Raw genomic sequence first — 22,099 nt, forward strand, 5'->3', positions numbered from 1 at the left:
CCCCCCCCCCCCCCCCCCCCCCCCCCCCCCCCCCCCCCCCCCCCCCCCCCCCCCCCCCCCCCCCCCCCCCCCCCCCCCCCCCCCCCCCCCCCCCCGCCGCAGCTGCGGTCGCTGTCCGGCCCGGCCGGTCGCCAGAGCCTTCGCAGCTGCGGTCGCTTTCCGGAACGCGATGCCGCAGAAGCCAGATCGTGTGGTCTTTCGCACTCGCAGCTGCGGAAGCTAGGGTGACCCCATGGGACGGTTCCGGATCGGCGAGGCCGCCGAGCTGCTCGGCGTCAGCACCGACACCGTGCGCCGCTGGATCGACGCCGGCCGACTGCCCGCCGGCCGCGACGCGCAGGGGCACCGGCTGATCGACGGGGTCGACCTGGCCGCGTTCGCCCGCAGCCAGGGCGCCGACCCCGACCAGGGCGCCAACTCCTCCTCGGCCCGCAACCGCCTGCGCGGCATCGTGGTCAACGTGCTCAAGGACACCGTGATGGCCCAGGTCGACATCCAGGCCGGACCGTTCCGGATCGTCTCGTTGATGAGCCGGGAGGCCGTCGAGGAGCTGGACCTGCGGGTCGGCTCGGTGGCCGTGGCGGTGATCAAGTCGACCACGGTCGTGGTGGAACGGGCCGCCCCGACCGCCGGGGCGAGAGGGAGGGCCGGCGCATGAGCAACCGACCGATCCGGGTGGCGTTGGCCGCGGCGCTCGCCCTGGCTCTGCCCCTGACCGGGTGCGGCGACGGCGACGACAGCGCCGGCGCGGCCGGCGGCTCCGGCGTCTCCGGCACCGTCACCGTGCTCGCCGCCGCGTCGCTGACCGAGTCGTTCACCCGGATCGGCAAGGACTTCGAGGCCGCCCACCCGGGCACGACGGTGGTGTTCAACTTCGGCGGCAGCTCCGCCCTGGCCACCCAGATCAACCAGGGCGCGCCGGCCGACGTCTTCGCCTCGGCCGCGCCCCGCAACATGGCGACCGTCACCGAGGCCGGCAACGCCGACGGCGAGCCGAGCGTGTTCGTCCGCAACCAGCTGGTCATCGCCGTCGCCCGGGACAACCCGAAGGGGATCACCAGCCTGGCCGACCTCACCCGGCCGGGCACCAAGGTGGCGCTCTGCGCCGAACAGGTGCCGTGCGGCGCGGCCGCCCGCACCGCGCTCGACGCGGCCGCGGTGAAGCTGACCCCGGTCACCCTCGAACAGGACGTCAAGGGCGCGCTCGCCAAGGTGCGACTCGGCGAGGTCGACGCCGCCCTGGTCTACCGCACCGACGCGAAGGCCGCGGCCGGGGACGTGACCGGCGTCGAGTTCCCCGAGTCCGCTCGGGCGGTCAACGACTACCCGATCGTCCTACTCAAGGACGCCCCCAACCGGGCCGGCGGCCAGGCGTTCGTCGGATACGTCCGCTCCGAGGCGGGCCACGCCGTGCTCACCGAGGCGGGCTTCCAGGCCCCGTGACCACGACGACCGACGCTCCGCCCGCCGTCCCGGCCGACCGGCGTACGGCCAGGCGGCGCGCCCGGGTGCCGCTGCCCCTGCTGCTCCCGGCCGGGCTGGGGCTGCTCTTCCTGGTCCTGCCGCTGGCCGGGCTGGTGGTCCGCGCGCCCTGGTCGACGCTGCCGCAGCGGCTCACCGAGCCGGGGGTGCTGACCGCGCTGCGCCTGTCGTTGCAGACGGCGACCCTGGCCACCCTGCTCTGCCTGCTGCTCGGCGTCCCGCTGGCCTGGCTGCTCGCCCGCGTCGAGTTCCCCGGCCGCCGCCTGGTACGCGCCCTGGTCACCGTGCCGCTGGTGCTACCGCCGGTCGTCGGTGGGGTGGCCCTGCTGCTGGTCTTCGGCCGACGGGGGCTGCTCGGCGGCTGGCTCGACTCGACGTTCGGGGTCACCCTGCCGTTCACCACCACCGGCGTGGTGCTCGCCGAGGCGTTCGTGGCGATGCCCTTCCTGGTGATCGCGGTGGAGGGGGCGCTGCGCGGCGCCGACCCGCGCTACGAGGAGGCGGCCGCCACCCTCGGCGCCGGCCGCTGGACCACCTTCACCCACGTGACGCTTCCGCTGGTCGGGCCGGGGCTGGCGGCCGGCGCGGTGCTCTGCTGGGCGCGGGCGCTCGGCGAGTTCGGCGCCACCATCACCTTCGCGGGCAACTACCCGGGCCGGACCCAGACCATGCCGCTGGCGGTCTACCTGGCGCTGGAGACCGACCTCGAGTCCGCGATCGTGCTCAGCCTCGTGCTGCTGACCGTCTCGGTCACCATCCTCGCCGCGCTGCGTGACCGCTGGATCACCGCCCCGTGAGCGGCCCGCTGCTCGACGCCCGGCTCGTGGTGGACCGGGGCGCGTTCCGCCTCGACGTGCCGCTGCGGGTGGCCGCCGGCGAGGTGGTCGCGCTGCTCGGGCCGAACGGCGCCGGCAAGACCACGGCGCTGCGTGCCCTCGCCGGCCTGCAACCCCTCACCGACGGGCACGTCACCCTCGGCGGCGCGGATCTCGACCGGCCGGCGCGGGCCGCCTGGGTGCCCACCGAACGCCGCCCGATCGGCGTGGTCTTCCAGGACTACCTGCTCTTCCCGCACCTGAGCGCGCTGGAGAACGTGGCCTTCGGCCCGCGCCGGCACGGCGCCGGGCGCAGTGCCGCCCGGGGCACCGCTCGGGAGTGGCTTGACCGGGTCGGGCTGGCCGAGCAGGCGCACCGCCGACCACGGCAGCTCTCCGGCGGGCAGGCGCAGCGGGTAGCGCTGGCCCGCGCGCTCGCCGTGACGCCGTCGCTGCTGCTGCTGGACGAGCCGCTCGCCGCGCTGGACGCCCGGACCCGGCTGGAGACCCGCGCCGAGCTGCACCGCCACCTCGCCGCGCACCCCGGCGCGACCCTGCTGGTCACCCACGATCCGCTCGACGCGCTGGCCCTGGCCGACCGGCTGGTCATCGTGGAGGGTGGCCGGGTGGTGCAGGAGGGCGACGGAGCGAGCGTCACCGCCCAGCCGCGCACCGACTACGTGGCCCGGCTCGTCGGGCTGAACCTGCACCGGGGCCGGGCCAGCGCCGGCCGGGTGCGGGTCGCCGAGGAGCTGACCCTCACCGTGGCCGACCGGGTCGACGGCGAGGCGTTCGTGGCGTTCCGGCCGGCCGCGGTGGCCGTGCACCCGACCCGCCCGGACGGCAGCCCGCGCAACGCGTGGCCGGCCACGGTCGGCGGCATCCAACGGCACGGCGACTACCTACGGGTGCGGCTGGACGGCCCGATCGTGGTGGCCGCGGACATCACCCCGGCCGCCGCCGCCCAGTTGCGGCTCGCTCCGGGCCAGCCGGTCTGGGCTGCGGTGAAAGCGGCCGAGACGCACGCCTATCCGGCCACCGGCTGAGCCCGCCGCCCGGAGGTGGCCCGGCCGCCACTGGACCGAGGCCAGGCGCCCTGGGCCCGCAGCCCGGACCTGCCCGGCCGCCGCCGTGCCGAGGCCGGGCGGCCCGGGCCCGCCGTCCGGACCTGCCCGGCCGCCGCCGTGCCGAGGCCGGGCGGCCCGGACCCGCCGTCCGGCCCTGGCCCGCTGGCCCGCTGGGCCGAGGCCGGGGCGGCTCAGTCGGCGAGCAGGTCGGCGTGGGCGGCTCGGAGCCGGGCCAGCGCCGGATCGCCGCCCGGCGCGACCCGGCGGTCGAGTTCGGCCCAGGCCTCGGCCAGCGCGGCGCGCACCGCGCGCAGCTCGGCGGAGTGCCGGCGAGCGCTCTGCCGGTGCTGCTCGTCGAGGCGGCGGGCCCAGCCGGCGGTGACCGCGGCGAGACGGTCGGCGTCGGCCCGCGCCTGGGCGGCGCTGCGGGCGGCGGCCGCCGGCACGATCGCGGCGATCGGACGGGGATCGCCGTCGCGGGTGAGCACCGTGACGGCGTCGGTCAGCTCGGCGAGGGCGACGAGCTGGGTGAACCGGGTGCGCGCCTCGCGCAGCGGCACAGTGCGCGGCTGGTCGGATGGAGGGGTCAACGCGGGGACAGCCATGAATGCATGCTGCCGTCGGGGTACGACAGAACGATGCGCGCGCCGGGGCTGGACATTGACAGTTAACAATCCTAATAATTGTGCATCCGTCGATCAGACGGCCCTCGCCCCGGGAGGTCCGGATGCGCCGCCATGCCCGAACCCTGCTGCTAGCCGCGGTGGCGGCGCTCGCCACCGCTGCCACCACGCTCACCCTGGCCGGGCCGGCGCGCGCCGCCGGGCCGACCGCCACCTTCGCCAAGACCGCCGACTGGGGCACCGGTTGGGAGGGCAGATACACCATCACCAACGGCGGGGCCGGCACGCTCACCGGCTGGCAGGTCGCCTTCACCCTGCCCTCCGGCACCACGCTCGGCTCCTACTGGGACGCCACGGTGAGCAGCTCCGGCCAGCGGCACACCTTCAGCAACCGGTCCTGGAACGGCACCATCGCCCCGGGCGCCTCGGTCACCTTCGGCTTCCTCGCCACCGGGTCGGGCTCGCCCGCCGACTGCACCCTCAACGGGGCCCCGTGCGGCGGTGGCACCACCCCGCCGACCACTCCTCCGCCCACGACACCCCCGCCGACCACGCCGCCGCCCACCACCCCGCCACCGACCACACCGCCGCCGACCACTCCCCCGGCGACGGGCCTGCCCCGGCACGCACTGATCGGCTACCTGCACGCCAGCTTCGCCAACGGCTCGGGCTACCTGCGGATGGCCGACGTCCCGGCCGACTGGGACATCGTCAACCTCGCCTTCGGCGAGCCCACCTCGGTGACCTCCGGCGACATCCGGTTCCAGCTCTGCCCGGCCAGTGAGTGCCCCGGGGTGGAGACCGAGGCGGAGTTCACCGCGGCGATCCGGGCCAAACAGCAGCAGGGCAAGAAGGTGCTACTTTCCATCGGCGGACAGAACGGCCAGGTGCAGCTCACCACCACCGCCGCCCGGGACACCTTCGTCCGGTCCGTCGCCGCGATCATCGATCGGTACGGGCTGAACGGGCTGGACATCGACTTCGAGGGGCACTCGCTCTATCTGAACGCCGGGGACACCGACTTCCGCAACCCGAGCACCCCCGTGATCGTCAACCTGATCTCGGCGATCCGCACGCTGAAGCAGCGCTACGGTGCGGGCTTCGTGCTGACCATGGCCCCGGAGACCTTCTTCGTCCAGCTCGGCTACCAGTTCTACGGGCCGGGGCCGTGGGGTGGGCAGGATCCGCGGGCCGGGTCGTACCTGCCGGTGATCCACGCGCTGCGCGACGACCTCACCGTGCTGCACGTACAGAACTACAACTCCGGTCCGATCATGGGGCTCGACAACCAGTACCACACCATGGGCGGCTCCGACTTCCACGTCGCGATGACCGACATGCTCCTCGCCGGCTTCCCGGTGGCCGGCAACACGGCCGCGGTCTTCCCCCCGCTGCGGGAGGACCAGGTCGCCTTCGGCGCCCCCTCCTCGGTCAGCGCCGGCAACGGCTATCTCGCCCCGGCCGGCGTGCAGGCGGCCGTCACCTGCCTCGTCCGTGGCCAGAGCTGCGGCAGCTACACCCCGCGCAGCGGCACCAACCCCGCCTTCCGCGGCCTGATGACCTGGTCGATCAACTGGGACCGCTACTACAACTGGGAGTTCCGGCTCAACCACGGGCCCTTCCTCAAGGCGCTGACCTGACCGCCGGTGGCCCGCCCGACGCGGGGCGGGCCACCGGCGCCGCACGACGTCGCCGGCGGCGAAATGCGCTGGGCACCCCGATCCGGGCGCGGGATGATGGCCCCCGAACCCTGGAGGCGCCCGTGCTCATCGACACCATCGCCGGCCCCGACGTGCGAACGGTGGTGCTGGTCGAGGGGGTGAGCGACCGGGTCGCCGTCGAGACGCTGGCCGCCCGGCGTGGCCGGGACCTGACCGCGGAGGGCGTGCAGGTGCTGCCGATGGGCGGAATCACGAACATCGGCCACTTCCTCGACCGGTTCGGCCCGGCCGGCCGGGGGCTGCGGCTCACCGGCCTCTACGACCACGCCGAGGAGGGCTTTGTCCGGCGCGGCCTGGAACGGGCCGGGTTCGGGGCCGACCTGTCGCGCGACGCGCTGGCCGCCCTCGGTTTCCACGTCTGCGTCGCCGACCTGGAGGACGAGCTGATCCGGGCGGTCGGCGTCGCCGGGGTGCAGGAGGTGGTGGCCGCCGAGGGTGAGCTGCGCTCGTTCCGGCTCTTCCAACGGCAGCCCGCCCAGCGGGGTCGAGACACCGCGGCCCAGCTCCGCCGTTTCCTCGGGACCCGCTCCGGGCGCAAGAGCGCGTACGCGCGGGCGCTGGTCGAGGCGCTGGACCTGGACCAGGCACCCCGGTCACTCGACGGCGTGCTCGCCCCGGGTTGAGTCAGCGGCCCGCTCGCCGGCCGGCGACCCGGCCCGCTGCTCGCCGGTGGGCGAGGTGGCCTGCCACTCGTCGGCCAGCACCGACCAGATCTCCAGGTCGAGCCGGCCGGTCGGGCCGGGAAGGACCTGCCGGAGCGTACCGTCGCGGCGCAGGCCCAGCCGGCGGGCGAGGGCGATGCTGCGGACGTTGTCCGCCCTGGTGCGCCACTCCACCCGCTGGATGCCGCGCTCCCGTACCGCCCAGTCGACGAGCGCACGCACCGCGCGGCCGACCATGCCCCGCCCCTGCGCGGCCGGCTCCGACCAGCAGCCGACCTCGCAGACGCCCCGGCTCACGTCGAACGAGACGAGCATGACGCCGCCGACCAGCGTCCCCCGCCACCAGAGCCCCCAGACGCCACCGGCGTCGCGGGCCCAGGCGTCGGCCGAGCGCTGGAGCACGGCGCGCGCCGCGGCCAGGTCGGTGGCCACGAAGGTGGCCGGCACCCAGGGGGCGATGTGCTCCCGGGCCCGGTCCAGGTGGGCGAGGAACTCCTCGGCCCGCCACGGTTCGAGCGGGCGCAGCTCGACGTCGGTGGTGAGGGGCAACGCGAACAACCGGACCTCCGGTGGGTGGTCGAGGGGTCGACGGGGCGGTCGACCCGGGACTTCATCCTGCCGTCCCCGCCCGACCTGGAGCAGACCCGGGCCGGGCGGGGACGCGGTCGGCGCGCCCGCTCAGCGGCGGCGCAGCTGGGCGAGGATCGTCGGGTCGGTGATCTCGGTGTCCCGGGCGAGCAGCAGCGCCTTGCTGAGGATGACGCCGAGCATCCGGTCGCCCTCGAACGGCAGGAACACGTCGCCGGTCCCGACCGCCACCGACTGCTGCGGCACGATGCAGAGATATTCGTCGTTGGGGCTCATCAGGATGTTGCCCGACCCGAGGTGGATCTGGTAGCTGCGCAGGTCGCCCCGGACCAGCAGGAACCGTCCCTCGACCTGGCACCGGTCCGCGATCGCCAGCCGTGGCACCAGCCGGACGAGCAGGTCCCGTCGGGTCTCCGCGGTGCCGGAGAGCTCACCGAAGCCGTACGAGTGCCAGTACTCCCGGTATCGCCCGGCCGGTCCGCCGTCCTGCCAGGTCGGGTCGTTGCCCACGCTGGCCACCCCGACGAAGAGGTCGACGTCGCGCATCACCTCGCTGAACACCAGCGGCGGGATCTGCTCCAGCGGCAGCGGCGCAACCGGATCCGCGCCCGGACGGACCCACTGCTCGTAGCCACCGCCACCGGCGTGCGCGTTGTTCTCCGGCGCGGCCAACGGGTAGAAGCGCACCTGGTCGGTCACCAACCGCAGGTAGGCGCCCGCCTCGGTGGTGTCCGTGCCGTACTCGTCGCCGGCGCCCTCCACCCAGTACTCGGCACGCAGGCCCCACTCGGGCAGCTCCCGGCTGGCCGGCGGATAGGTGTCGTCGACCATCAGGCGCAGCCGGTTACGCCAGCCGCGCACCGCCGCCAGCGCGTGGAACTGGTGCTGGCGCAGCACGTGCGCGGCGAACCGGTTGGAGTAGACGCCGGTGCGCTCCTCGGCGGCGGTGAGCAGGTAGACCTCCCGGTGGGCCTGTTTGAACGGCTGCACGACGGCGTGCCGCTCCAGCCACTCACGCCAGGCCAGCACCTCGGCGACGGCGCGGCCGATCGGGTGCCAGAGCCGCACCTCGGCGTCGTCGCCCGGCGCCACGGCGGCACCGTCGACGGTGCGCAGCGCGCCCTCGGCGAAGCCGCACGGCACGCCGTCGACCAGCCAGATCAGCCGCCGCCCGAGCGTGCCGACGAGGGGATGGTCGAGGTAGCGGGCCCGCCAGGCGGCGAAGCGCCAGCACCGCTGGGCGAGGAAATGGCGGTCCAGCCGCTCGGCCTGCGCGGCCAGCATCTTGTCGACGTCCTTGACCGCCGCCTTGAGCTCGCGCAGCTCGTCGGCGTGGTCGCGGCGCACCGCGGCGGGCACCGTCCGGACCGGACGGCCGGCGGCGTTGCGCCAGCGCAACGCGACCCCACCGGCCTCCACCACCAGCTCCGCGGTGGCGTCGCCGAGCGTCTCCACGCGGCGCCCCACCTCGGTCAGGCCGTACGCGGGCACCGCCAGCTCCTCCACCTCGGCCCGGGACAGCCCGAGCGCGGTGGCCCGCCGGTCGAGCGCCGCGTTGAGCTCCTTGAGCGTGCCCTTGTAGGTGATCCGGGCGGTCAGCCGGGCGAGCTGGGCCAGCGCGTGCTCGCCGTCGAGGCGGGAGAGCGCGTGCACCGCCGCGTTGGCCACCTTCGGGCTGCGCGGCCCGAGGCCGGGCACCTTGCGCAGCGAGGTCTCCACCAGCCGGCCCAGCTCGCGGGTGGCGCCGGCGTCGTCGGCTCCGGCCAGGGCGAGCAGCCAGAGCAGGCCGCGCAGCGCGGTCGCATTGTAGGGGTCGTACGCCTGGGAGATGTCGTAGCCGAAGGCGGCGGGCCGCAGTGGTGCGGTGCGCGGCCGGCCGACCAGGGACAGCCAGCCGAGCGCGACGTCGCGGTACGCGTCGCGGCCGACCCGGTCGAGCAGCGTGCCGGCCTGCCGCTCCCACTTGGCGGTGGGCCGGGCCGCGGTGGCGGTGAGCGTGTGGGCCACCAGCTCCGGCCAGCCGGCGCCGAGGCCGGGCAGCTCGGCGAGCACCCGGTCGGCCCACGCCTCGCCCGGGTTGAGCAGCGGTTCGCGGACCTCCCGGACGAGGTCCTGGAGGACGGCCCCGCTGTCGTAGACGTCCAGCAGGGTGCGGCGCAGGACCGCGACGAGCTGCCCGGGCAGTGTCCCGTCGGCGTCGTGGACCACCCGGGCGAGCCCGCCGAGTTCGTCGGCCGGCCACCACGTCCACTGCCGCGCGGCGTACCCGAGCAGTCGCCGCGCGTCGGCGACCGGGACCACCGCGCGCAGGTGCCGGACCAGGATGGTCAGCAGGGTGTCCAGCGACGTGCCGTCGTCGGGGTCGCCGGCCTCGAGCCGGTCGACCAGCGCGGTGGCGAGCCGGATCCGCCGGTCGGTGGGGAGCCCGTCGAGCACGTCGGTGACCGCCCGGCCGTCGTAGCCCCAGTGGCCACCGTTGAGGCGGGCGATCTCGGCCAGCTCCGCGACCAGCGCGGCGGTGTCGTCGTCAGCGGCGTGCCGGCGGACGGCCTCGACGCGCTCGGGGTAGAAGGAGGTGGTGGTCATCAGCCACCGACCAACGGGACGAGCTTGAGGAAGCAGACCTCGGTGCCGGCGCTGAGCTGCACCTCGGCGTCGAGCTGGTCGACCTGCCGATCGTCGACGAGCACCACGAAGCCGTTGCGGCCGAACGCCTCGACGGCGCGGGTGAACTGCTCCTCGGCGTCGACCCGGCGGGGCTGGCGCAGCCGGTAGCCGTTGAGCGTCTTCTCGGCGCCGCCGGGCTGTACCAGTCCGCGGAAGACCTCGGGCTGCCGGGCGTTGTACTCGGCCACCTCCTGGAAGACCCGGCGGCGGATCAGCTCCCGCAGCGCCAGCCGCTCCTCGAAGATCTCCAGGTGCCACGCGTCGGCCCGGGAGCCGGCCGTGGTCTCGTCGACGAACCTCACCATCACCATGGCCGCGGAGTCTAGGGACGGGCACCGACAGGAGGGCGTCACCGCTGGCCGCTCAGATGACGACGTGCGTCCAGTAGGTCAGCCACAGCACGAACAGGGCGCCCTGGACGAGCGCGAGGACGGCGGTCAGCCAGACGTCGAGCGTGGCGTTGCGGGCCCACCGGGCCAGCACCAGGCACACCGGGAACGCGGCAAGCAGGTACCGCAGCAGGCTCTTGTACACGGGCGGGCCCATCGAGAGCGGCACCAGCACCATGAGCAGCCCGTAGACGAGATAGGGCAGCTCGCGCCGGCGCAGCCCGACGACCAGGACCGCCAGCACGGCGATCGCGAAGCACACCCGGACGGCGTCGAGCGGCCCCGCGACGAGCCCGCCGGCCAACACCCCGAACGGGTTCTGCACCCGGATTCCCCAGCCGGTCTGCTGGGCGTGCTGGTAGGCGAACCAGTCGCCGCTCTGCCACCGGCAGAACGCCATGAAGGTGAGCCAGCCGGCGGGGAGCAGCAGCAGCGGCCAGCCGGTGCGGACGTACCCCCGCAAGGACCGCGGGTCGAACCGCCAGCCGTGCTGTCGCAGCAGCAGCAGGGCCAGTGGCAGCACCACGAAGAACCCGACCGACCGGCTGAGCGCGAGGAAGAAGCCCACCACGCCGACGACCAGCCATCGCCGTCGTTCGGCGTAGTGGAAAGCGGCCAGGGCGAGACAGAGGAAGAGCGACTCGGTCAGCGCCGCGTGGAAGAGGAAGGCCGTCGGCATGAGCAGCAGATAGCGGAGAAATCGCCGGGCCGCAGCATCGTCGCCGAGCAGCCGCTCCCCCAGTCGGTAGCCGAAGTACAGCAGGAACAGAAACGCGACGTTGCTGATCAACAGCAGCGCCAGGGCGTTGTCTCCGCCCAGCACGGCCCCGACCGGCCGGGCCAGGAACGGGTAGAGCAGCGGGAAGCCGAAGTCGCGCCAGGGTTCGGTCAGCGGGAGTTCGGTGAGCCGCAGGTAGAGAAACGAGTCCCAGGCGAACCAGAGCGAGACCCAGCGGTGTCCGGAGACGTCCCGCTGCTGGGCCCACATCAGCGTCTCGTCGGCCGGAGGAGCGCCGGGGACACCGTCCCAGGCGTGCAGGACGACCAGCCCGACCAGGGTGAGCACGACCTTCGACCCGACGAAGAGCCCCAGGACGAAGGGCCACGGCGCCGGCACCCGGCGGCCGACCCGGGCCGCCCGGGCGGAGAACTCCGCCAGCCGGGCGCGCTGGCCCGCCACGCGACGCCGCGCGCCCGTGGTGTTCCGCCACCGCTCGGCCATGGTGTCCCCCGCGGTCCGCGGCCGACCCGTGAGGCCGCGAACGTCCCGCCGGATCCCCTTTGCCGCGCCGTTGACACCTCCGGCACGGCAGTGAGCACCGGCGCCCGGTGGGGTTCGTCGGCTCCGCCGGGTGACATCGCCCGGATACCGGGTAGGCGGCGCGCCTGGACAGCGGCCCGGCTACAGGGAGCGCGACGAATGGGCGAGCAGCACGGCACGGTGGTCATCGGCGCGGGGCCGGCAGGCCTCACAGCGGCATACGAGCTGCTCCGGCGGGGCGAGCCGGTACGCGTGTTCGAGGCCGACGAGGTGGTGGGCGGCATCAGCCGCACGGTGGAGCGCGACGGCTGGCGCTTCGACATCGGCGGGCATCGGTTCTTCACGAAGGTGCCACGGGTGGAGGCGTTCTGGCACGAGATCCTGCCGGACGAGGACTTCCTGCTCCGGCCCCGGATGAGCCGGATCTTCTACCGGGGGGCGCTGTTCAACTACCCGCTCAGCGCCCTCAACGCCCTGCGCAACCTGGGCCTGTGGGAGTCGGCGCTCTGCATGGGCTCGTACGCCCGGGCCCGGCTGCGCCCACCACGGGACCAGTCGCACTTCGAGGGCTGGGTGTCGGCGCGTTTCGGCTGGCGGCTGTACTCGATGTTCTTCAAGACGTACACCGAGAAGGTCTGGGGCATGCCCGCGGACCAGCTCCAGGCGGACTGGGCCGCGCAGCGGATCAAGAACCTGTCGCTGGCCAAGGCGGTCCGCAACGCGCTGCCGTTCGGGCGCGGCCGCGAGGACGTGACAAGTCTGATCGAGGAGTTCCAGTACCCGAAGTACGGCCCGGGGATGATGTGGGAGCGCTGCGCCGAACAGGTGCGCGGCCGCGGCGGGCGGATCGACACCGGGACCTGGGTGACCGCGGTGCACCGGGATCCGGCCCGGCGGCGGGCCGTCGCGGTCACCGTCAACGGCGGGGGCGGCCAGCGGTCCGAGCCGGCCGAGCACGTGATCTCCTCGATGCCGATCTCCGAGCTGGTGGCCGCGCTGCGCCCGGCGGCGCCGGCGGAGGTGCTCGCCTGCGCCGCCGACCTGCGCTACCGCGACTTCCTGACGGTGGCGCTGGTGGTGCCGGCGAAGTTCTCGTTCCCGGACAACTGGATCTACGTGCACGACCCGGCGGTCCGGGTCGGCCGGATCCAGAACTTCGGCTCGTGGTCACCGCACCTGGTGAAGGACGGGCGCACCTGCCTCGGGTTGGAGTACTTCGTGTTCGAGGGCGACGAGATGTGGCGTACCCCGGACGCCGACCTGGTGGCCATGGCGACCGCCGAGCTGGAACGGCTCGGCCTGGTCCGGCCGGGCGCCGTCGAGGCCGGCTACGTGGTGCGGATGCCCAAGGCCTATCCGGTGTACGACGAGCGCTACCAGCACAACATCGACGTCATCCGGGCCTGGCTGGCCCGCGAGGTGCCCAACGTGCACCCGGTCGGGCGCAACGGCATGCACCGGTACAACAACCAGGACCACTCGATGTTGACCGCGATGCTGACCGTCGAGAACATCGCGGACGGCGCGGCGCACGACGTCTGGTCGGTCAACGTGGAGCAGGACTACCACGAGCAGGCCACCAACCGTCCCGGGCGGCACGGCACCGGCCGGGACGCGCCGGTCGTACCGAGCCGGACCATCCGCGCCGGCGCCGCCGTGCCGGGCGACGGGCGGACCGTGACCGAGCCTCCGGCCCAGGTGCCGCTGGCCTGAAACGGCGCTCCGGCCGAGCGGCAGGGTGGCCAGCGACCGGGAGACCGGCGCTCGGGGCGCGATCGCTGCGGCCGGCGGTCGCGGGGCGGCGCGGACGGCGGGAGCCCGACTACCCTGGCCCCCATGCGGCGGGTTTCGACGGCGCACCGGCGGGTCACGGCGCGGCCGGACGGTGCCGGATGAGCGCGCCGAGCCCCACCCAGCGTTCCCTCACCCCGGACGACGTGTCCCGGCTGATCCACGCCTCGTTCGGCCCGAGCGCGACGGTGGCGCAGTGCGGCCCGCTCGCCGGCGGCGGGTTCGCCGCGGTCTGGGCGGTACGCCTCGACGACGGCCGCCGGGTGGTGCTGAAGGTCGCGCCGCCGGGCGGGGTGCGGCTGCTGCGCTACGAGCGTGGTCTCTGCGCCGCCGAGGCCCGCTACTTCCGGCTGGTGGCCGAACGCGTCCCGCGGGTGGCGGTGCCGCCCGTGCTGCACCACGGCATCGACCCGACGTACGGCGAGTGGCTGGTCACCGGCATGCTGCCCGGCCGGTCACTGGCCCAGCTGGCGGCTGACGGCGGAGCCGACGACGCGCCGGCCCGGCACGATCTCGGGGTGGCGCTGGCCGCGCTGCACCGGGTCAGCGGCGCCCGGTTCGGCTACGACGACGCGCGGCCGTCCGGGTCGACGTGGCGAGCGGCCTTCACGTCGATGGTCGACGCGCTGCTCGCCGACGCCGCCGACTGGGACGTCCGGCTGCCGGGCGGGCCCGATCGCGTCCGCGCGCTGCTCCGGCGGCACGCCGCGGCGCTGGACGCGGTACGCCGACCGGCGCTGCTGCACTTCGACTGCTGGGACGGCAACGTCCTCGCCGCGCCCGGCCCGGACGGCCGGCTGCGGATGACCGGCCTGGTCGACGGGGAGCGCTTCCTCTACGGCGACCCGCTGCTGGACCTGGTCTCTCCGCTGCTGCTGCGCCGGGCCGAGGACGAGCCCGGCCATCCGGTGCTGCGCGGCTACCGCAGCGCCAGCGCCGAGCCGTTCGACCTCGACGCCGGCGCCCGCCGCCGGCTAAGCCTCTACCGGCTGCACCTCTATCTGCTGATGACGGTGGAGATGCCCAGCCGGGGCATGACTCCGCAGACCCACCCGGAGCGGCACGCCGGTCTCGCCGACCTGCTCGACGCCGAACTCGACGCGCTCGGCGGCGACTGAGCCGTGCCGGTGAATGGTCGGCGGCGGTGGCAAACCCGTTGCCGGGCATCGGTGGCGCTCCTTAGCATGCCCACCGTGCAGATCCGGGAGTTCGCGACGCAGGACTGGGACCAGGTGTGGTCGATCGTCGAGGAGGTCGTGCGCGCCGGGGACACCTTCCCCTACGACCCCGCGTTGAGCGCCGACGAGGCGTACCGCATCTGGGTGGAGGCCGCGCCGGGCCGCACGGTGGTCGCGGTCGACGGCGAACGGGTGCTGGGCACGGCGAAGATGGGCGCCAACCGGCCCGGCCCCGGATCGCACGTCGCCACGGCGAGCTTCATGGTCGCCGCGGACGGGCGCGGGCGGGGCGTCGGCACCGCGTTGTGCCGGGACGCGGTGGACTGGGCCCGCCGCAACGGTTACGCGGGCATGCAGTTCAACGCGGTGGTCGAGACGAACCGGTCGGCCGTGCAGCTGTACCTGCGGGAGGGCTTCACGGTGATCGGCACCGTACCCGGGGCGTTCCGCCACCCGAGCCTCGGCCGGGTCGGCCTGCACGTCATGTACCGGGAGTTCTGAGCGGGCACGCCGGCCCCGAGGCACCCGGGGAACCGACGGTCCAGGTGGACCGCCCGGTTCGCCCGCGTGGTCGGGGCCGGCGCCCGGTCGTCGACGCCCGCCCGGCTCAGCGCCCCGGGGCGTAGGGCGCCAGTGGGTTGGCCAGCGTGCCGACGAGTTGCAGCGCGGCCGACGGGTCGGCGAGGTCGACCATCTGCTGGTTGTCGCGCAACTGGAGCCGGTTGAGGCAGGAGAGCGCGAACTCGTCGGCGAACAGGTCGTAGCGGCGGGCCCGCTCGGTCAACTGGGGCACGCTCGCCAGGTAGTCGGCCCCGCAGGCGGCGACCGTCCGCCAGAACGTCTCCTCGGTGAGCACCCCGGCCTCGACCAGGACCGCGTTCAGGTACCGCAGGAAGCAGTCCACCACGTCGGTGAAGATGGAGAGCAGCTTCATCTCCTCCGGGACGTCGGCCCGGATCCGCTCGACCGCCGGCGGCAGCGGCAGGTCGGCGCTCATCACCACGATTTCCTCGGCGATGTCCTTGAAGATCACCCGCTCGACCGTGTCCCGCTCGTCGAGGACCAGGATGACGTTCTCCCCGTGCGGCATGAACGCCAGGTCGTGCGCGTAGAAGGCGTGCAGCAGCGGGGTCAGGTAGGCGTCCAGGTAGCGGCGCAGCCACGTCTCGGGCGCGAGCCCGGACCGCTCGATGAGCGCGGCGGCGAGCGAGTTGCCGTCCGTGTCGACGTGCAGCAGCGAGGCCATGGTGGCCAGCCGGCGGCCCGGTTCCAGGCCGGGCACCGGGCTCTCCCGCCACAGGGCGGCGAGCATCTTGCGGTACGGCGAGTACCGGTCGGTGGCGGCCTCGTACTGCCGGTGCCGGTAGCCGACGGCGGCCCGCTCCCGGATGATGGTGAGCCCGGTGGCCTTGAAGACCTCGTCCGCCGCGATCAGCTCGGCGAGCCAGTCGTTGATCGCCGGGGTGGCCGCCATGTACGCGGCCGACAGGCCCCGCATGAAGCCCATGTTCAACACCGAGAGCGCGGTCTTGACGTAGTGCCGGCCCGGCTCGGAGCGGTTGAAGAAGGTGCGGATGGACTGCTGGGCGAGGTGTTCGTCCGGGCCGGGACCGAGGTGGACCAGCCGGCGCTGGGCCACCTCGCCGGCGAAGGTGACCGCCAGCTTGTTCCACCACTGCCAGGGGTGCACCGGGATCAGCAGGTAGTCGGCGAGGTCGAGGCCGAGCCCGGCCATGCTCTGCGCGAATTCGGCCAGCGTCTCCGCGCCGAGTTCGCCGCGGATCAGCGTGTCGTAGTCGAGGTCCTCGGCGCAGCTGAACGCGGCGTGGTCGCGGTGCGCGGCCAGCCAGATCAGCCGGACCGGCTGAGCCGCTTCCGGAGCGTACCGGTGGTATTCGTCGATCCCGAAGCCGAGCCGGCCGTTGTTGGCCACGAAGCACGGGTGACCCTCGGTCATCGAGGTCTCGATGGTCTGGAAATCGGCCGTGGCAAGCTGCGCGGCGGGCACCGGCGCCCGGTCCAGCTTGTACGCGATGCCGGCGAGCGTGGAGGTGATCTCCTCCAGGTAGACCGGCAGGACCCGGGCGGAGAGGCCGAGCGCCGTGCGCAGCTCGATGACCAGGTCGACGGCGTCCGGCGGCAGCTCCTCGTCGCCGCGCCACCGGGTGATGCTGTCGGCGTCGATCTGCCAGTGCTCCAGGGTGAGCACCCGGGCGGCGAACCGGTAGGTCACCGCGCCGTCGTCGCTGCGTACCGCGTACCACCGGCGGCCCTCGCCGGCCGGCACGCCGGCGGGCGGCGCGGTCGGCTCGGGAGTGAGCAGCCGTTCGTGGGCGAACTCGGCGAGCGCCTTGCGGACCAGCAGCCGGTTGGCCCGCGCCCAGTTCGCCGGGGCGAGGTGGGCGACCGGGTCGGCGGCGCTCACGCCGGGTTTCCCGAGGGGATGGGCGCGCCGGTGGCGGCCAGGAATCGGGTACGGGTGCAGATGCTCAACAGGGCGTCCTTCTCGGGCTTGGCGACGGTGCCGACGACCTCGAAGCCGACGGCGGCGTTCAAGGCGTGCACCGCGGTGTTGCGCACGTCCGGTTCGACCACCACTCTGTGCGTGGCCGGATCGGCGAAGATCCAGACCAGCACCGTGGTGATCACCGCGTGGGTGAAGCCGTGCGTCGGGTCGTCGGTGGGCGCGCAGAGGAAGTGCATGCCCACGTCGCCGGGGCGGGCGTCGTACAGTCCGACGAGTTCGACGTGCGCGGGGTCGTACCGTTCGGCGAGGAAGGCCGGGCGGCCACACCAGGATCCGAGGTACGCCTCGTGGTGCGGGTGCTCGGCGATCCGCCGGTACTCGGCGGCGACCCCGGCCTCGTCGGCGTCCTGCATCAGCCAGAACACGGCCTTGGGGTGGGTGACCCAACGGTGCAGCAGCACCGCGTCGGTGTCCGGGTCGACGGGCCGCAGCGTGAACTCGCCCAGCCCCGGGTCGACCCGGGTGAAGACGTCGGTCATGACACCCCCGCCGGAGCGCCGAACTCCTGGAAGGTGATGCTCTTCTCGATCGGGTAGTGCTCCCGGCCGAGCAGCTCCCGGATGATCCAGGAGTTGCGGTAGGGGCCCATGCCGAGGTCCGGCGAGGTGATGCTGTGCGTGTGGGTGCCGGCGTTCTGCAGGAAGATGCCCCGGCCGGTGTGGTCGATGCTGTAGTTGCGGGCCACGTCGAAGCGGCCGTGCGCGTCCCAGCGGATCCGGTCCCGGACGGGTTCCAGGAACGCCGGGGTGCGGTAGCGGTAACCGGTGGCCAGCACCAGCCCCTCGGTGCGCAGGGTGAAGTCGCGCTCCTGCTCCACCTGGCGCAGCCCCAGCGTGTACGCGTCGCTGGCCTCGTCGTACTCGGCGGTGACCAGCTCGGTGTTGGTGAGCAGCCGGGTGTTCACCGGGCCGGGCACGCTGCGCTCGTAGAGCAGGTCGAAGATGGCGTCGACCAGGTCGGCGCTGATCCCCTTGAACAGGCCCTTCTGCTCGGTCTCCAGCCGGTAGCGGGTCGACTCCGGCAGCGCGTGGAAGTAGTCCACGTAGTCCGGTGAGGTCATCTCCAGGGTGAGCTTGGTGTATTCGAGCGGGAAGAACCGGGGCGAGCGGGTGATCCAGTTCAGCCGGTAGCCGTAGGTGTCGATGTCGCCGAGCAGGTCGTGGTAGATCTCCGCCGCGCTCTGCCCGCTGCCGAGCACCGTGATGCTCCGCTTCAGCCGCAACGCGTCGCGGTGCTCGAGGTACCGCGAGTTGTGGATCAGGCCGCCACCGAGGCCCGCGCAGGCCTCCGGGACGTACGGCGGGGTGCCGGTGCCGAGCACCAGGTGCCGGGCCCGATAGGTGCTCGTCCCGTCCGAGGTCTCGGCGCGCACGGTGTAGCAGCCGTCGGCCTCGTCGTACTCCACGGTGGTGACGCGGTGCCCGAAGCGCAGGTTGGGCAGCTTCGCCGCGGCCCACCGGCAGTAGCCGTCGTACTCACTGCGCAGCGGATAGAAGCTCTCCCGGATGTAGAACGGGTAGAGCCGGCCGATCTCCTTGAGGTAGTTGAGGAACGAGAACGGCGAGGTCGGGTCGGCGAGGCTGACCAGGTCGGCCATGAACGGGGTCTGCAACCGGGCCGATTCCAGCAGCATGCCGGGGTGCCAGTCGACGCCCGGTCGGGACTCCAGGAACACCCCGTCCAGTTCGGGGATCGGCGCGGTGAGGCAGGCCAGGCCCAGGTTGTACGGGCCGAGGCCGATGGCGATGAAGTCGTGTGTGGACATCCGGCCCTCCAGGCGCGGGTTCGGGGCTGACGCGGTCAGCCGACCTGGCAGGTGAGGTCGGCGGCGGTGGTCCGCTCGCGCACGTACCGGCTCGCGTGCTCCGCGATGAGTTCCAGCACGTGCCCGACGTCGTCGAGGGTGGTTTCGGGGTTGAGCAGGGTGAACTTCAGGAAGTGCCGGCCGTCCACCGTGGTGCCGGCGACCAGCGCGGCCCCGGAGGCGGCCAGCGCCTCCCGCGCGTAAAGGTTGGCCGCGTCGGCCAGCTCACGACCCGGCCCGGTGGGCAGGTAGCGGAACACCACGGTGCTCAGCGACGAGCGGGTCACCACCTCGAACCGGGGGTCCTCGCTGACCAGTTCCCAGGCGCCGGCCGCCCGGTCGACCACCTCGTCGAAGAGTGCGCCGAGCGCGTCCGGCCCCATCACCCGCAGGGTGAGCCAGAGCTTGAGCGCGTCGAAGCGGCGGGTGGTCTGCAGGCTCTTGTCCACCTGGTTGGGGATCCGCTGCTCGACCATCCGGGCCGGGTTGAGGTAGTCGGCGTGGTAGGTGGCGTGGCGCAGCACCGCGCCGTCGCGGACCAGCACGGCGCTGGAGCTGACCGGCTGGAAGAAGGACTTGTGGTAGTCGATGGTCACCGAGTCGGCCCGTTCGATGCCGTCGAGCAGGTGCCGGCGGGTCGGCGAGACCAGCAGCCCGCAGCCGTACGCGGCGTCGACGTGCAGCCACGCCCCGGCGGTGGCACAGATCGCGGCGATCTCGGCGAGCGGGTCGATGGAGCCGAAGTCGGTGGTGCCGGCGGTGGCCACCACCGCCATCACCACCAGGCCGTCGCGCCGGCAGCGGGCGATCTCGCGCTGCACGGCGGCTGGCACCATCCGCCGCTGCGGGTCGGTCTCGACGGTGATGACCGCGTCCGGGGCGAGCCCGAGCAGCTTGGCGGACTTCTGCACGCTGAAGTGCCCGGCCGCGGAGGTGATGACGCGCAGCCGGGGCAGCAGCTCGCGCCGGGCGTCCCAGGTGGACGCGGACCGGCAGGCCTCCTCCCGGGCCAGCAGCAGCGCCTGCAGGTTGGACTGACTCCCGCCGCTGGTGAAGATCCCGTCGGCGGCCGGGCCGAACCCGATCCGGGTCGCGGTCCAGTCGATCAGCCGGCGCTCGATCAGCGTCGCCCCGGCGCTCTGGTCCCAGGTGTCCAGGGAGGAGTTCACCGCGGTCAGCACCGCCTCGCCGAGCAGGGCCGGGATCACCACGGGACAGTTCAGGTGCGCCAGGTAGCGGGGGTGGTGGAACCAGACGGCGTCGCGCAGGTAGACGTCGTCCAACTCGTCGAGGGCGGCGCCGGCGTCGCCGAGCGGCCGGTCCAGGTCGATCCCGGCGATCTGCGGGGCCAACGCGTCGGGGGTGATTCCGGTGAACGGACGCTCCGCGCCGGCCACCCGGCGGGCGACCCGGTCGACGCCGTCGGCGAGCGCCGCGCGGTAGCGGGCGACCGAGTCGCCGTTCAGCAGGTGGGCGCGGGCGGTTGATCCCGGCGAGGCCGGGAGGGCCTCCACGGTGTGTGCCGGCAGAGTCATGGGCAGGTCCTCCACGCTCGGTTGCGGACGGAGTGGATGAGGGCAGCCGGAACCCGCCTCCGGCGGGGCGCCGGAGGCACGGGGCTGCGGTGGATCGGGGGCGCTCAGGCGGCGGCGTCGGCCAGTGCCTCCGCGCGCAGGGCGTCCTCGCTGACGCCCTGTCGCCAGTAGCCGGAGAAGGTGACCCGGCGGCGGTCCAGGCCCCGCTCGCCGACCAGGTGCCGGCGCACGGCACGGACCATCGAGGACTCGCCGGCCACCCAGGCGTACGGGGTGCCGGCCGGCAGGCGGGCGGCGCGGACCGCGTCGACCAGCAGGCCGCTGCCGGGCGGGGTGCTGCCCCGCACGATCCAGCGCACCTCGGCCCGTGCCCCGACCGGAAGCTGCTGGATGTCGGCCGCGTCGGGCACCTCGATCCAGGCCCGCACCGGGGTGTCGGCGGGGAGCCAGTCGAGGATCCCGCCGACGGCGGGCAGCGCGGTCTCGTCGGCGACGAGCACGATCAGGTCGGTCTCCGCGGGCGGCCGGAAGCAGACGCTGCGGTTGTCGGCGGCCGCCGGGCCGAGCAGCACCACCCGGTCGCTGGGCCGGGCCCGCCCGGCCCAGCGGGAGGCGGGACCGACGTCGCCGTGGCTGACGAAGTCGATGTCCACCTCGGCGCGCTCCGGGCGTTGCGCCCGAATGGTGTACGACCGCATCACCGCCCGGGTCTGCGGGTCGAGCGCCCGGTAGGCGCCGAACCAGTCGTCGCCCGCCTCGGCCGGGAGCACCGGGGCGTCCTGGCCGGGGTGCGGCAGGAAGAGCGAGACGCTCTGGTCGCGCCCGCCGCCGTCGAAACCGGCCAGCTCGGCGCCGCCGAAGGTGACGCGGATGGTGCTGGCGCCGATCCGGCGCACGCCGGCGACCTGCGCGGCGTAGAGGCGGTACTGCACGGCGAGCGCACCGCCGAGGGCCATCAGCTCACCTTCTTCGCGGCGCGGATGGCGTTCGCGAGGTTCTCCAGCAGCGGGGCCGCGCCGGCGTACGAGAAGCGGGGCACCGCGTCCCAGGGGGTGACCTGGTTGGCCTTGACAGCGGGCAGCTGCGCCCAGGTGGGCTTGGCGCCGAGGTCCTTGGGCTGCAACGCGGTGTTGCGGTTGTCGAGCAGGATCAGGTCGGCCGGGAACTTGCCGGCGTTCTCCCAGCTGAGCGCCTCGAAGTAGTCGCCGCTCTCGAGCTTGGTGGGCACCACGATGTCGACGCCCAACTCGGCGAAGTACATCAGGTCGGTGCTGACCTTCGGGTTGGAGACGTAGAACAGGTCGGGGCTGCCGGAGGCCGCCATCACCTTGATGCCGGGGTTGGCCTTGACCGCCTGGCGGACCGACTCGGCCGCCGCCTCGAAGCGGGCCTTGGCATCGGTGACCTTCTTCGCGGACAGGTCGGCGCCGAGCGACTCGGCGAGCTGGGCGTAGCGCTCGATCGGCTTGGTCATCGGCACCCGGGCGGTGGTGATCGTCACGCTCGGGGCCAGCGGGAGGATCTTGCTCTTGCTCTCGTCCGGCACGTACCAGAAGGCGCCGGGGTCGTACATGTGGGTGACCAGCAGTTCCGGGCGCAGGGCGGCGTACTTCTCGACGCTGAACTCCCCCCACACGTTGCCGAGGATCTCCACGTTCTCCACGTTGAGCTCGCCGGCCTGCGGGTCGACGCTGCCATCGGCCCGCTTGGTCTCGCCGAACACGCCGACGATCTGCTTGTCGAGTCCGAAATCGACCAGCGCCGCGGCGGTGCCGGTGAAGGCCACCACCCTGGCCGGCCGGCTGCCGGCGGTCACCTTCTCGTTCCGGTCGTCCGTGAACGACCAGGGGCCCCCGCTGGTGCCCGCCGCCGCTTCGGGCGATTTCTCCCCGCCTCCGCAGCCGGTCATCAGGACGGCGAAGGTGGCGGCACCGCCGGCCAGCAGGCCACGACGGGTCAGGCGACGGGAAGATACGGAATCAGGCATGG

General features: G+C 73.7%; 20 protein-coding genes. 9 read left to right on the forward strand and 11 right to left on the reverse strand.

Going from position 1 to position 22,099, the window contains the following annotated elements; all coding sequences use genetic code 11:
- Positions 1–232: 232 nt before the first annotated feature.
- Genes ACIBBA_RS15165 through ACIBBA_RS15180 form a run of 4 tightly spaced genes read left to right on the forward strand, consistent with a single transcriptional unit; the run spans position 233 to position 3,343 of the window.
- A complete protein-coding gene (locus ACIBBA_RS15165) occupies positions 233–658 on the forward strand; it encodes a molybdopterin-binding protein (RefSeq protein ID WP_396697505.1) in 426 nt (141 codons plus the stop codon).
- A complete protein-coding gene (modA, locus tag ACIBBA_RS15170; protein ID WP_396697507.1) occupies positions 655–1,443 on the forward strand; it encodes a molybdate ABC transporter substrate-binding protein in 789 nt (262 codons plus the stop codon). The genes ACIBBA_RS15165 and modA overlap by 4 nt, the downstream gene beginning before the upstream one ends.
- On the forward strand, positions 1,440–2,279 hold the full coding sequence (locus ACIBBA_RS15175; RefSeq protein WP_396697509.1) for an ABC transporter permease: 840 nt from the start codon (positions 1,440–1,442) through the stop codon (positions 2,277–2,279). The genes modA and ACIBBA_RS15175 overlap by 4 nt, the downstream gene beginning before the upstream one ends.
- On the forward strand, positions 2,276–3,343 hold the full coding sequence (locus ACIBBA_RS15180) for an ABC transporter ATP-binding protein (protein ID WP_396697511.1): 1,068 nt from the start codon (positions 2,276–2,278) through the stop codon (positions 3,341–3,343). Before ACIBBA_RS15175 ends, ACIBBA_RS15180 begins: the two co-directional genes overlap by 4 nt.
- Before the next feature lie 212 nt (positions 3,344–3,555).
- On the opposite strand, the gene ACIBBA_RS15185 is transcribed toward ACIBBA_RS15180, so the two are convergent.
- Positions 3,556–3,954, reverse strand: coding sequence for a type II toxin-antitoxin system Phd/YefM family antitoxin (locus tag ACIBBA_RS15185; RefSeq protein WP_396697513.1), 399 nt, complete (start codon positions 3,952–3,954; stop codon positions 3,556–3,558).
- 158 nt (positions 3,955–4,112) lie between these two features.
- Here ACIBBA_RS15185 and ACIBBA_RS15190 point away from each other — a divergent pair, with 158 nt between their 5' ends.
- Together ACIBBA_RS15190 and ACIBBA_RS15195 are read left to right on the forward strand one after the other, a co-directional pair.
- The gene (locus tag ACIBBA_RS15190; RefSeq protein WP_396697910.1) at positions 4,113–5,627 is read left to right on the forward strand and encodes a chitinase; all 1,515 of its coding nucleotides are present in this window, start codon (positions 4,113–4,115) and stop codon (positions 5,625–5,627) included.
- A gap of 122 nt (positions 5,628–5,749) precedes the next feature.
- Positions 5,750–6,331: a TOPRIM nucleotidyl transferase/hydrolase domain-containing protein gene (locus tag ACIBBA_RS15195; protein ID WP_396697515.1), complete on the forward strand. Its 582-nt coding sequence runs from the start codon at positions 5,750–5,752 to the stop codon at positions 6,329–6,331.
- On the opposite strand, the gene ACIBBA_RS15200 is transcribed toward ACIBBA_RS15195, so the two are convergent.
- The 4 genes from ACIBBA_RS15200 to ACIBBA_RS15215 all read right to left on the reverse strand — a co-directional run bounded on the left by ACIBBA_RS15200 (position 6,302) and on the right by ACIBBA_RS15215 (position 11,236).
- On the reverse strand, positions 6,302–6,928 hold the full coding sequence (locus ACIBBA_RS15200) for a GNAT family N-acetyltransferase (RefSeq protein ID WP_396697517.1): 627 nt from the start codon (positions 6,926–6,928) through the stop codon (positions 6,302–6,304). The genes ACIBBA_RS15195 and ACIBBA_RS15200 overlap by 30 nt on opposite strands.
- A 120-nt stretch (positions 6,929–7,048) precedes the next feature.
- Positions 7,049–9,544 carry a DUF4132 domain-containing protein gene (locus tag ACIBBA_RS15205; RefSeq protein ID WP_396697519.1) on the reverse strand — a complete coding sequence of 832 codons (2,496 nt, stop codon included), beginning with the start codon at positions 9,542–9,544 and terminating at the stop codon, positions 7,049–7,051.
- Entirely contained in the window at positions 9,544–9,936 is a 393-nt protein-coding gene (locus ACIBBA_RS15210; RefSeq protein WP_396697521.1) for a hypothetical protein, read from the reverse strand. The genes ACIBBA_RS15205 and ACIBBA_RS15210 overlap by 1 nt, the downstream gene beginning before the upstream one ends.
- A gap of 52 nt (positions 9,937–9,988) precedes the next feature.
- Positions 9,989–11,236, reverse strand: coding sequence for a hypothetical protein (locus ACIBBA_RS15215; RefSeq protein WP_396697523.1), 1,248 nt, complete (start codon positions 11,234–11,236; stop codon positions 9,989–9,991).
- Between the two features lie 198 nt (positions 11,237–11,434).
- On the opposite strand from ACIBBA_RS15215, the gene ACIBBA_RS15220 reads away from it, so the two are divergent.
- The 3 genes from ACIBBA_RS15220 to ACIBBA_RS15230 all read left to right on the forward strand — a co-directional run bounded on the left by ACIBBA_RS15220 (position 11,435) and on the right by ACIBBA_RS15230 (position 14,745).
- On the forward strand, positions 11,435–12,988 hold the full coding sequence (locus tag ACIBBA_RS15220; RefSeq protein ID WP_396697525.1) for an NAD(P)/FAD-dependent oxidoreductase: 1,554 nt from the start codon (positions 11,435–11,437) through the stop codon (positions 12,986–12,988).
- Between the two features lie 179 nt (positions 12,989–13,167).
- Positions 13,168–14,184 (forward strand): phosphotransferase family protein, encoded by a 1,017-nt coding sequence (locus ACIBBA_RS15225; RefSeq protein WP_396697527.1) that lies wholly within the window; start codon positions 13,168–13,170, stop codon positions 14,182–14,184.
- A gap of 75 nt (positions 14,185–14,259) precedes the next feature.
- Positions 14,260–14,745, forward strand: coding sequence for a GNAT family N-acetyltransferase (locus ACIBBA_RS15230; protein WP_396697529.1), 486 nt, complete (start codon positions 14,260–14,262; stop codon positions 14,743–14,745).
- Between the two features lie 106 nt (positions 14,746–14,851).
- On the opposite strand, the gene ACIBBA_RS15235 is transcribed toward ACIBBA_RS15230, so the two are convergent.
- From ACIBBA_RS15235 to ACIBBA_RS15260, 6 genes are all read right to left on the reverse strand, one after another.
- Positions 14,852–16,669, reverse strand: a complete 1,818-nt coding sequence (locus tag ACIBBA_RS15235; RefSeq protein ID WP_396697531.1) for an IucA/IucC family protein — start codon at positions 16,667–16,669, stop codon at positions 14,852–14,854.
- Complete coding sequence (locus tag ACIBBA_RS15240; RefSeq protein WP_396697533.1) at positions 16,666–17,250, reverse strand: GNAT family N-acetyltransferase; 585 nt, start codon at positions 17,248–17,250, stop codon at positions 16,666–16,668. The genes ACIBBA_RS15235 and ACIBBA_RS15240 overlap by 4 nt, the downstream gene beginning before the upstream one ends.
- On the reverse strand, positions 17,247–18,536 hold the full coding sequence (locus ACIBBA_RS15245; protein WP_396697534.1) for a lysine N(6)-hydroxylase/L-ornithine N(5)-oxygenase family protein: 1,290 nt from the start codon (positions 18,534–18,536) through the stop codon (positions 17,247–17,249). The genes ACIBBA_RS15240 and ACIBBA_RS15245 overlap by 4 nt, the downstream gene beginning before the upstream one ends.
- 35 nt (positions 18,537–18,571) lie before the next feature.
- The gene (locus ACIBBA_RS15250) at positions 18,572–20,110 is read right to left on the reverse strand and encodes a pyridoxal phosphate-dependent decarboxylase family protein (protein ID WP_396697536.1); all 1,539 of its coding nucleotides are present in this window, start codon (positions 20,108–20,110) and stop codon (positions 18,572–18,574) included.
- 104 nt (positions 20,111–20,214) lie between these two features.
- Positions 20,215–21,066 (reverse strand): siderophore-interacting protein, encoded by an 852-nt coding sequence (locus ACIBBA_RS15255; RefSeq protein WP_396697538.1) that lies wholly within the window; start codon positions 21,064–21,066, stop codon positions 20,215–20,217.
- The gene (locus ACIBBA_RS15260) at positions 21,066–22,097 is read right to left on the reverse strand and encodes an ABC transporter substrate-binding protein (RefSeq protein ID WP_396697540.1); all 1,032 of its coding nucleotides are present in this window, start codon (positions 22,095–22,097) and stop codon (positions 21,066–21,068) included. Before ACIBBA_RS15260 ends, ACIBBA_RS15255 begins: the two co-directional genes overlap by 1 nt.
- Positions 22,098–22,099: the final 2 nt, after the last annotated feature.

The sequence above is a fragment of the Micromonospora sp. NPDC051006 genome (assembly GCF_044456245.1).
Classification (GTDB): Bacteria; Actinomycetota; Actinomycetes; order Mycobacteriales; family Micromonosporaceae; genus Micromonospora.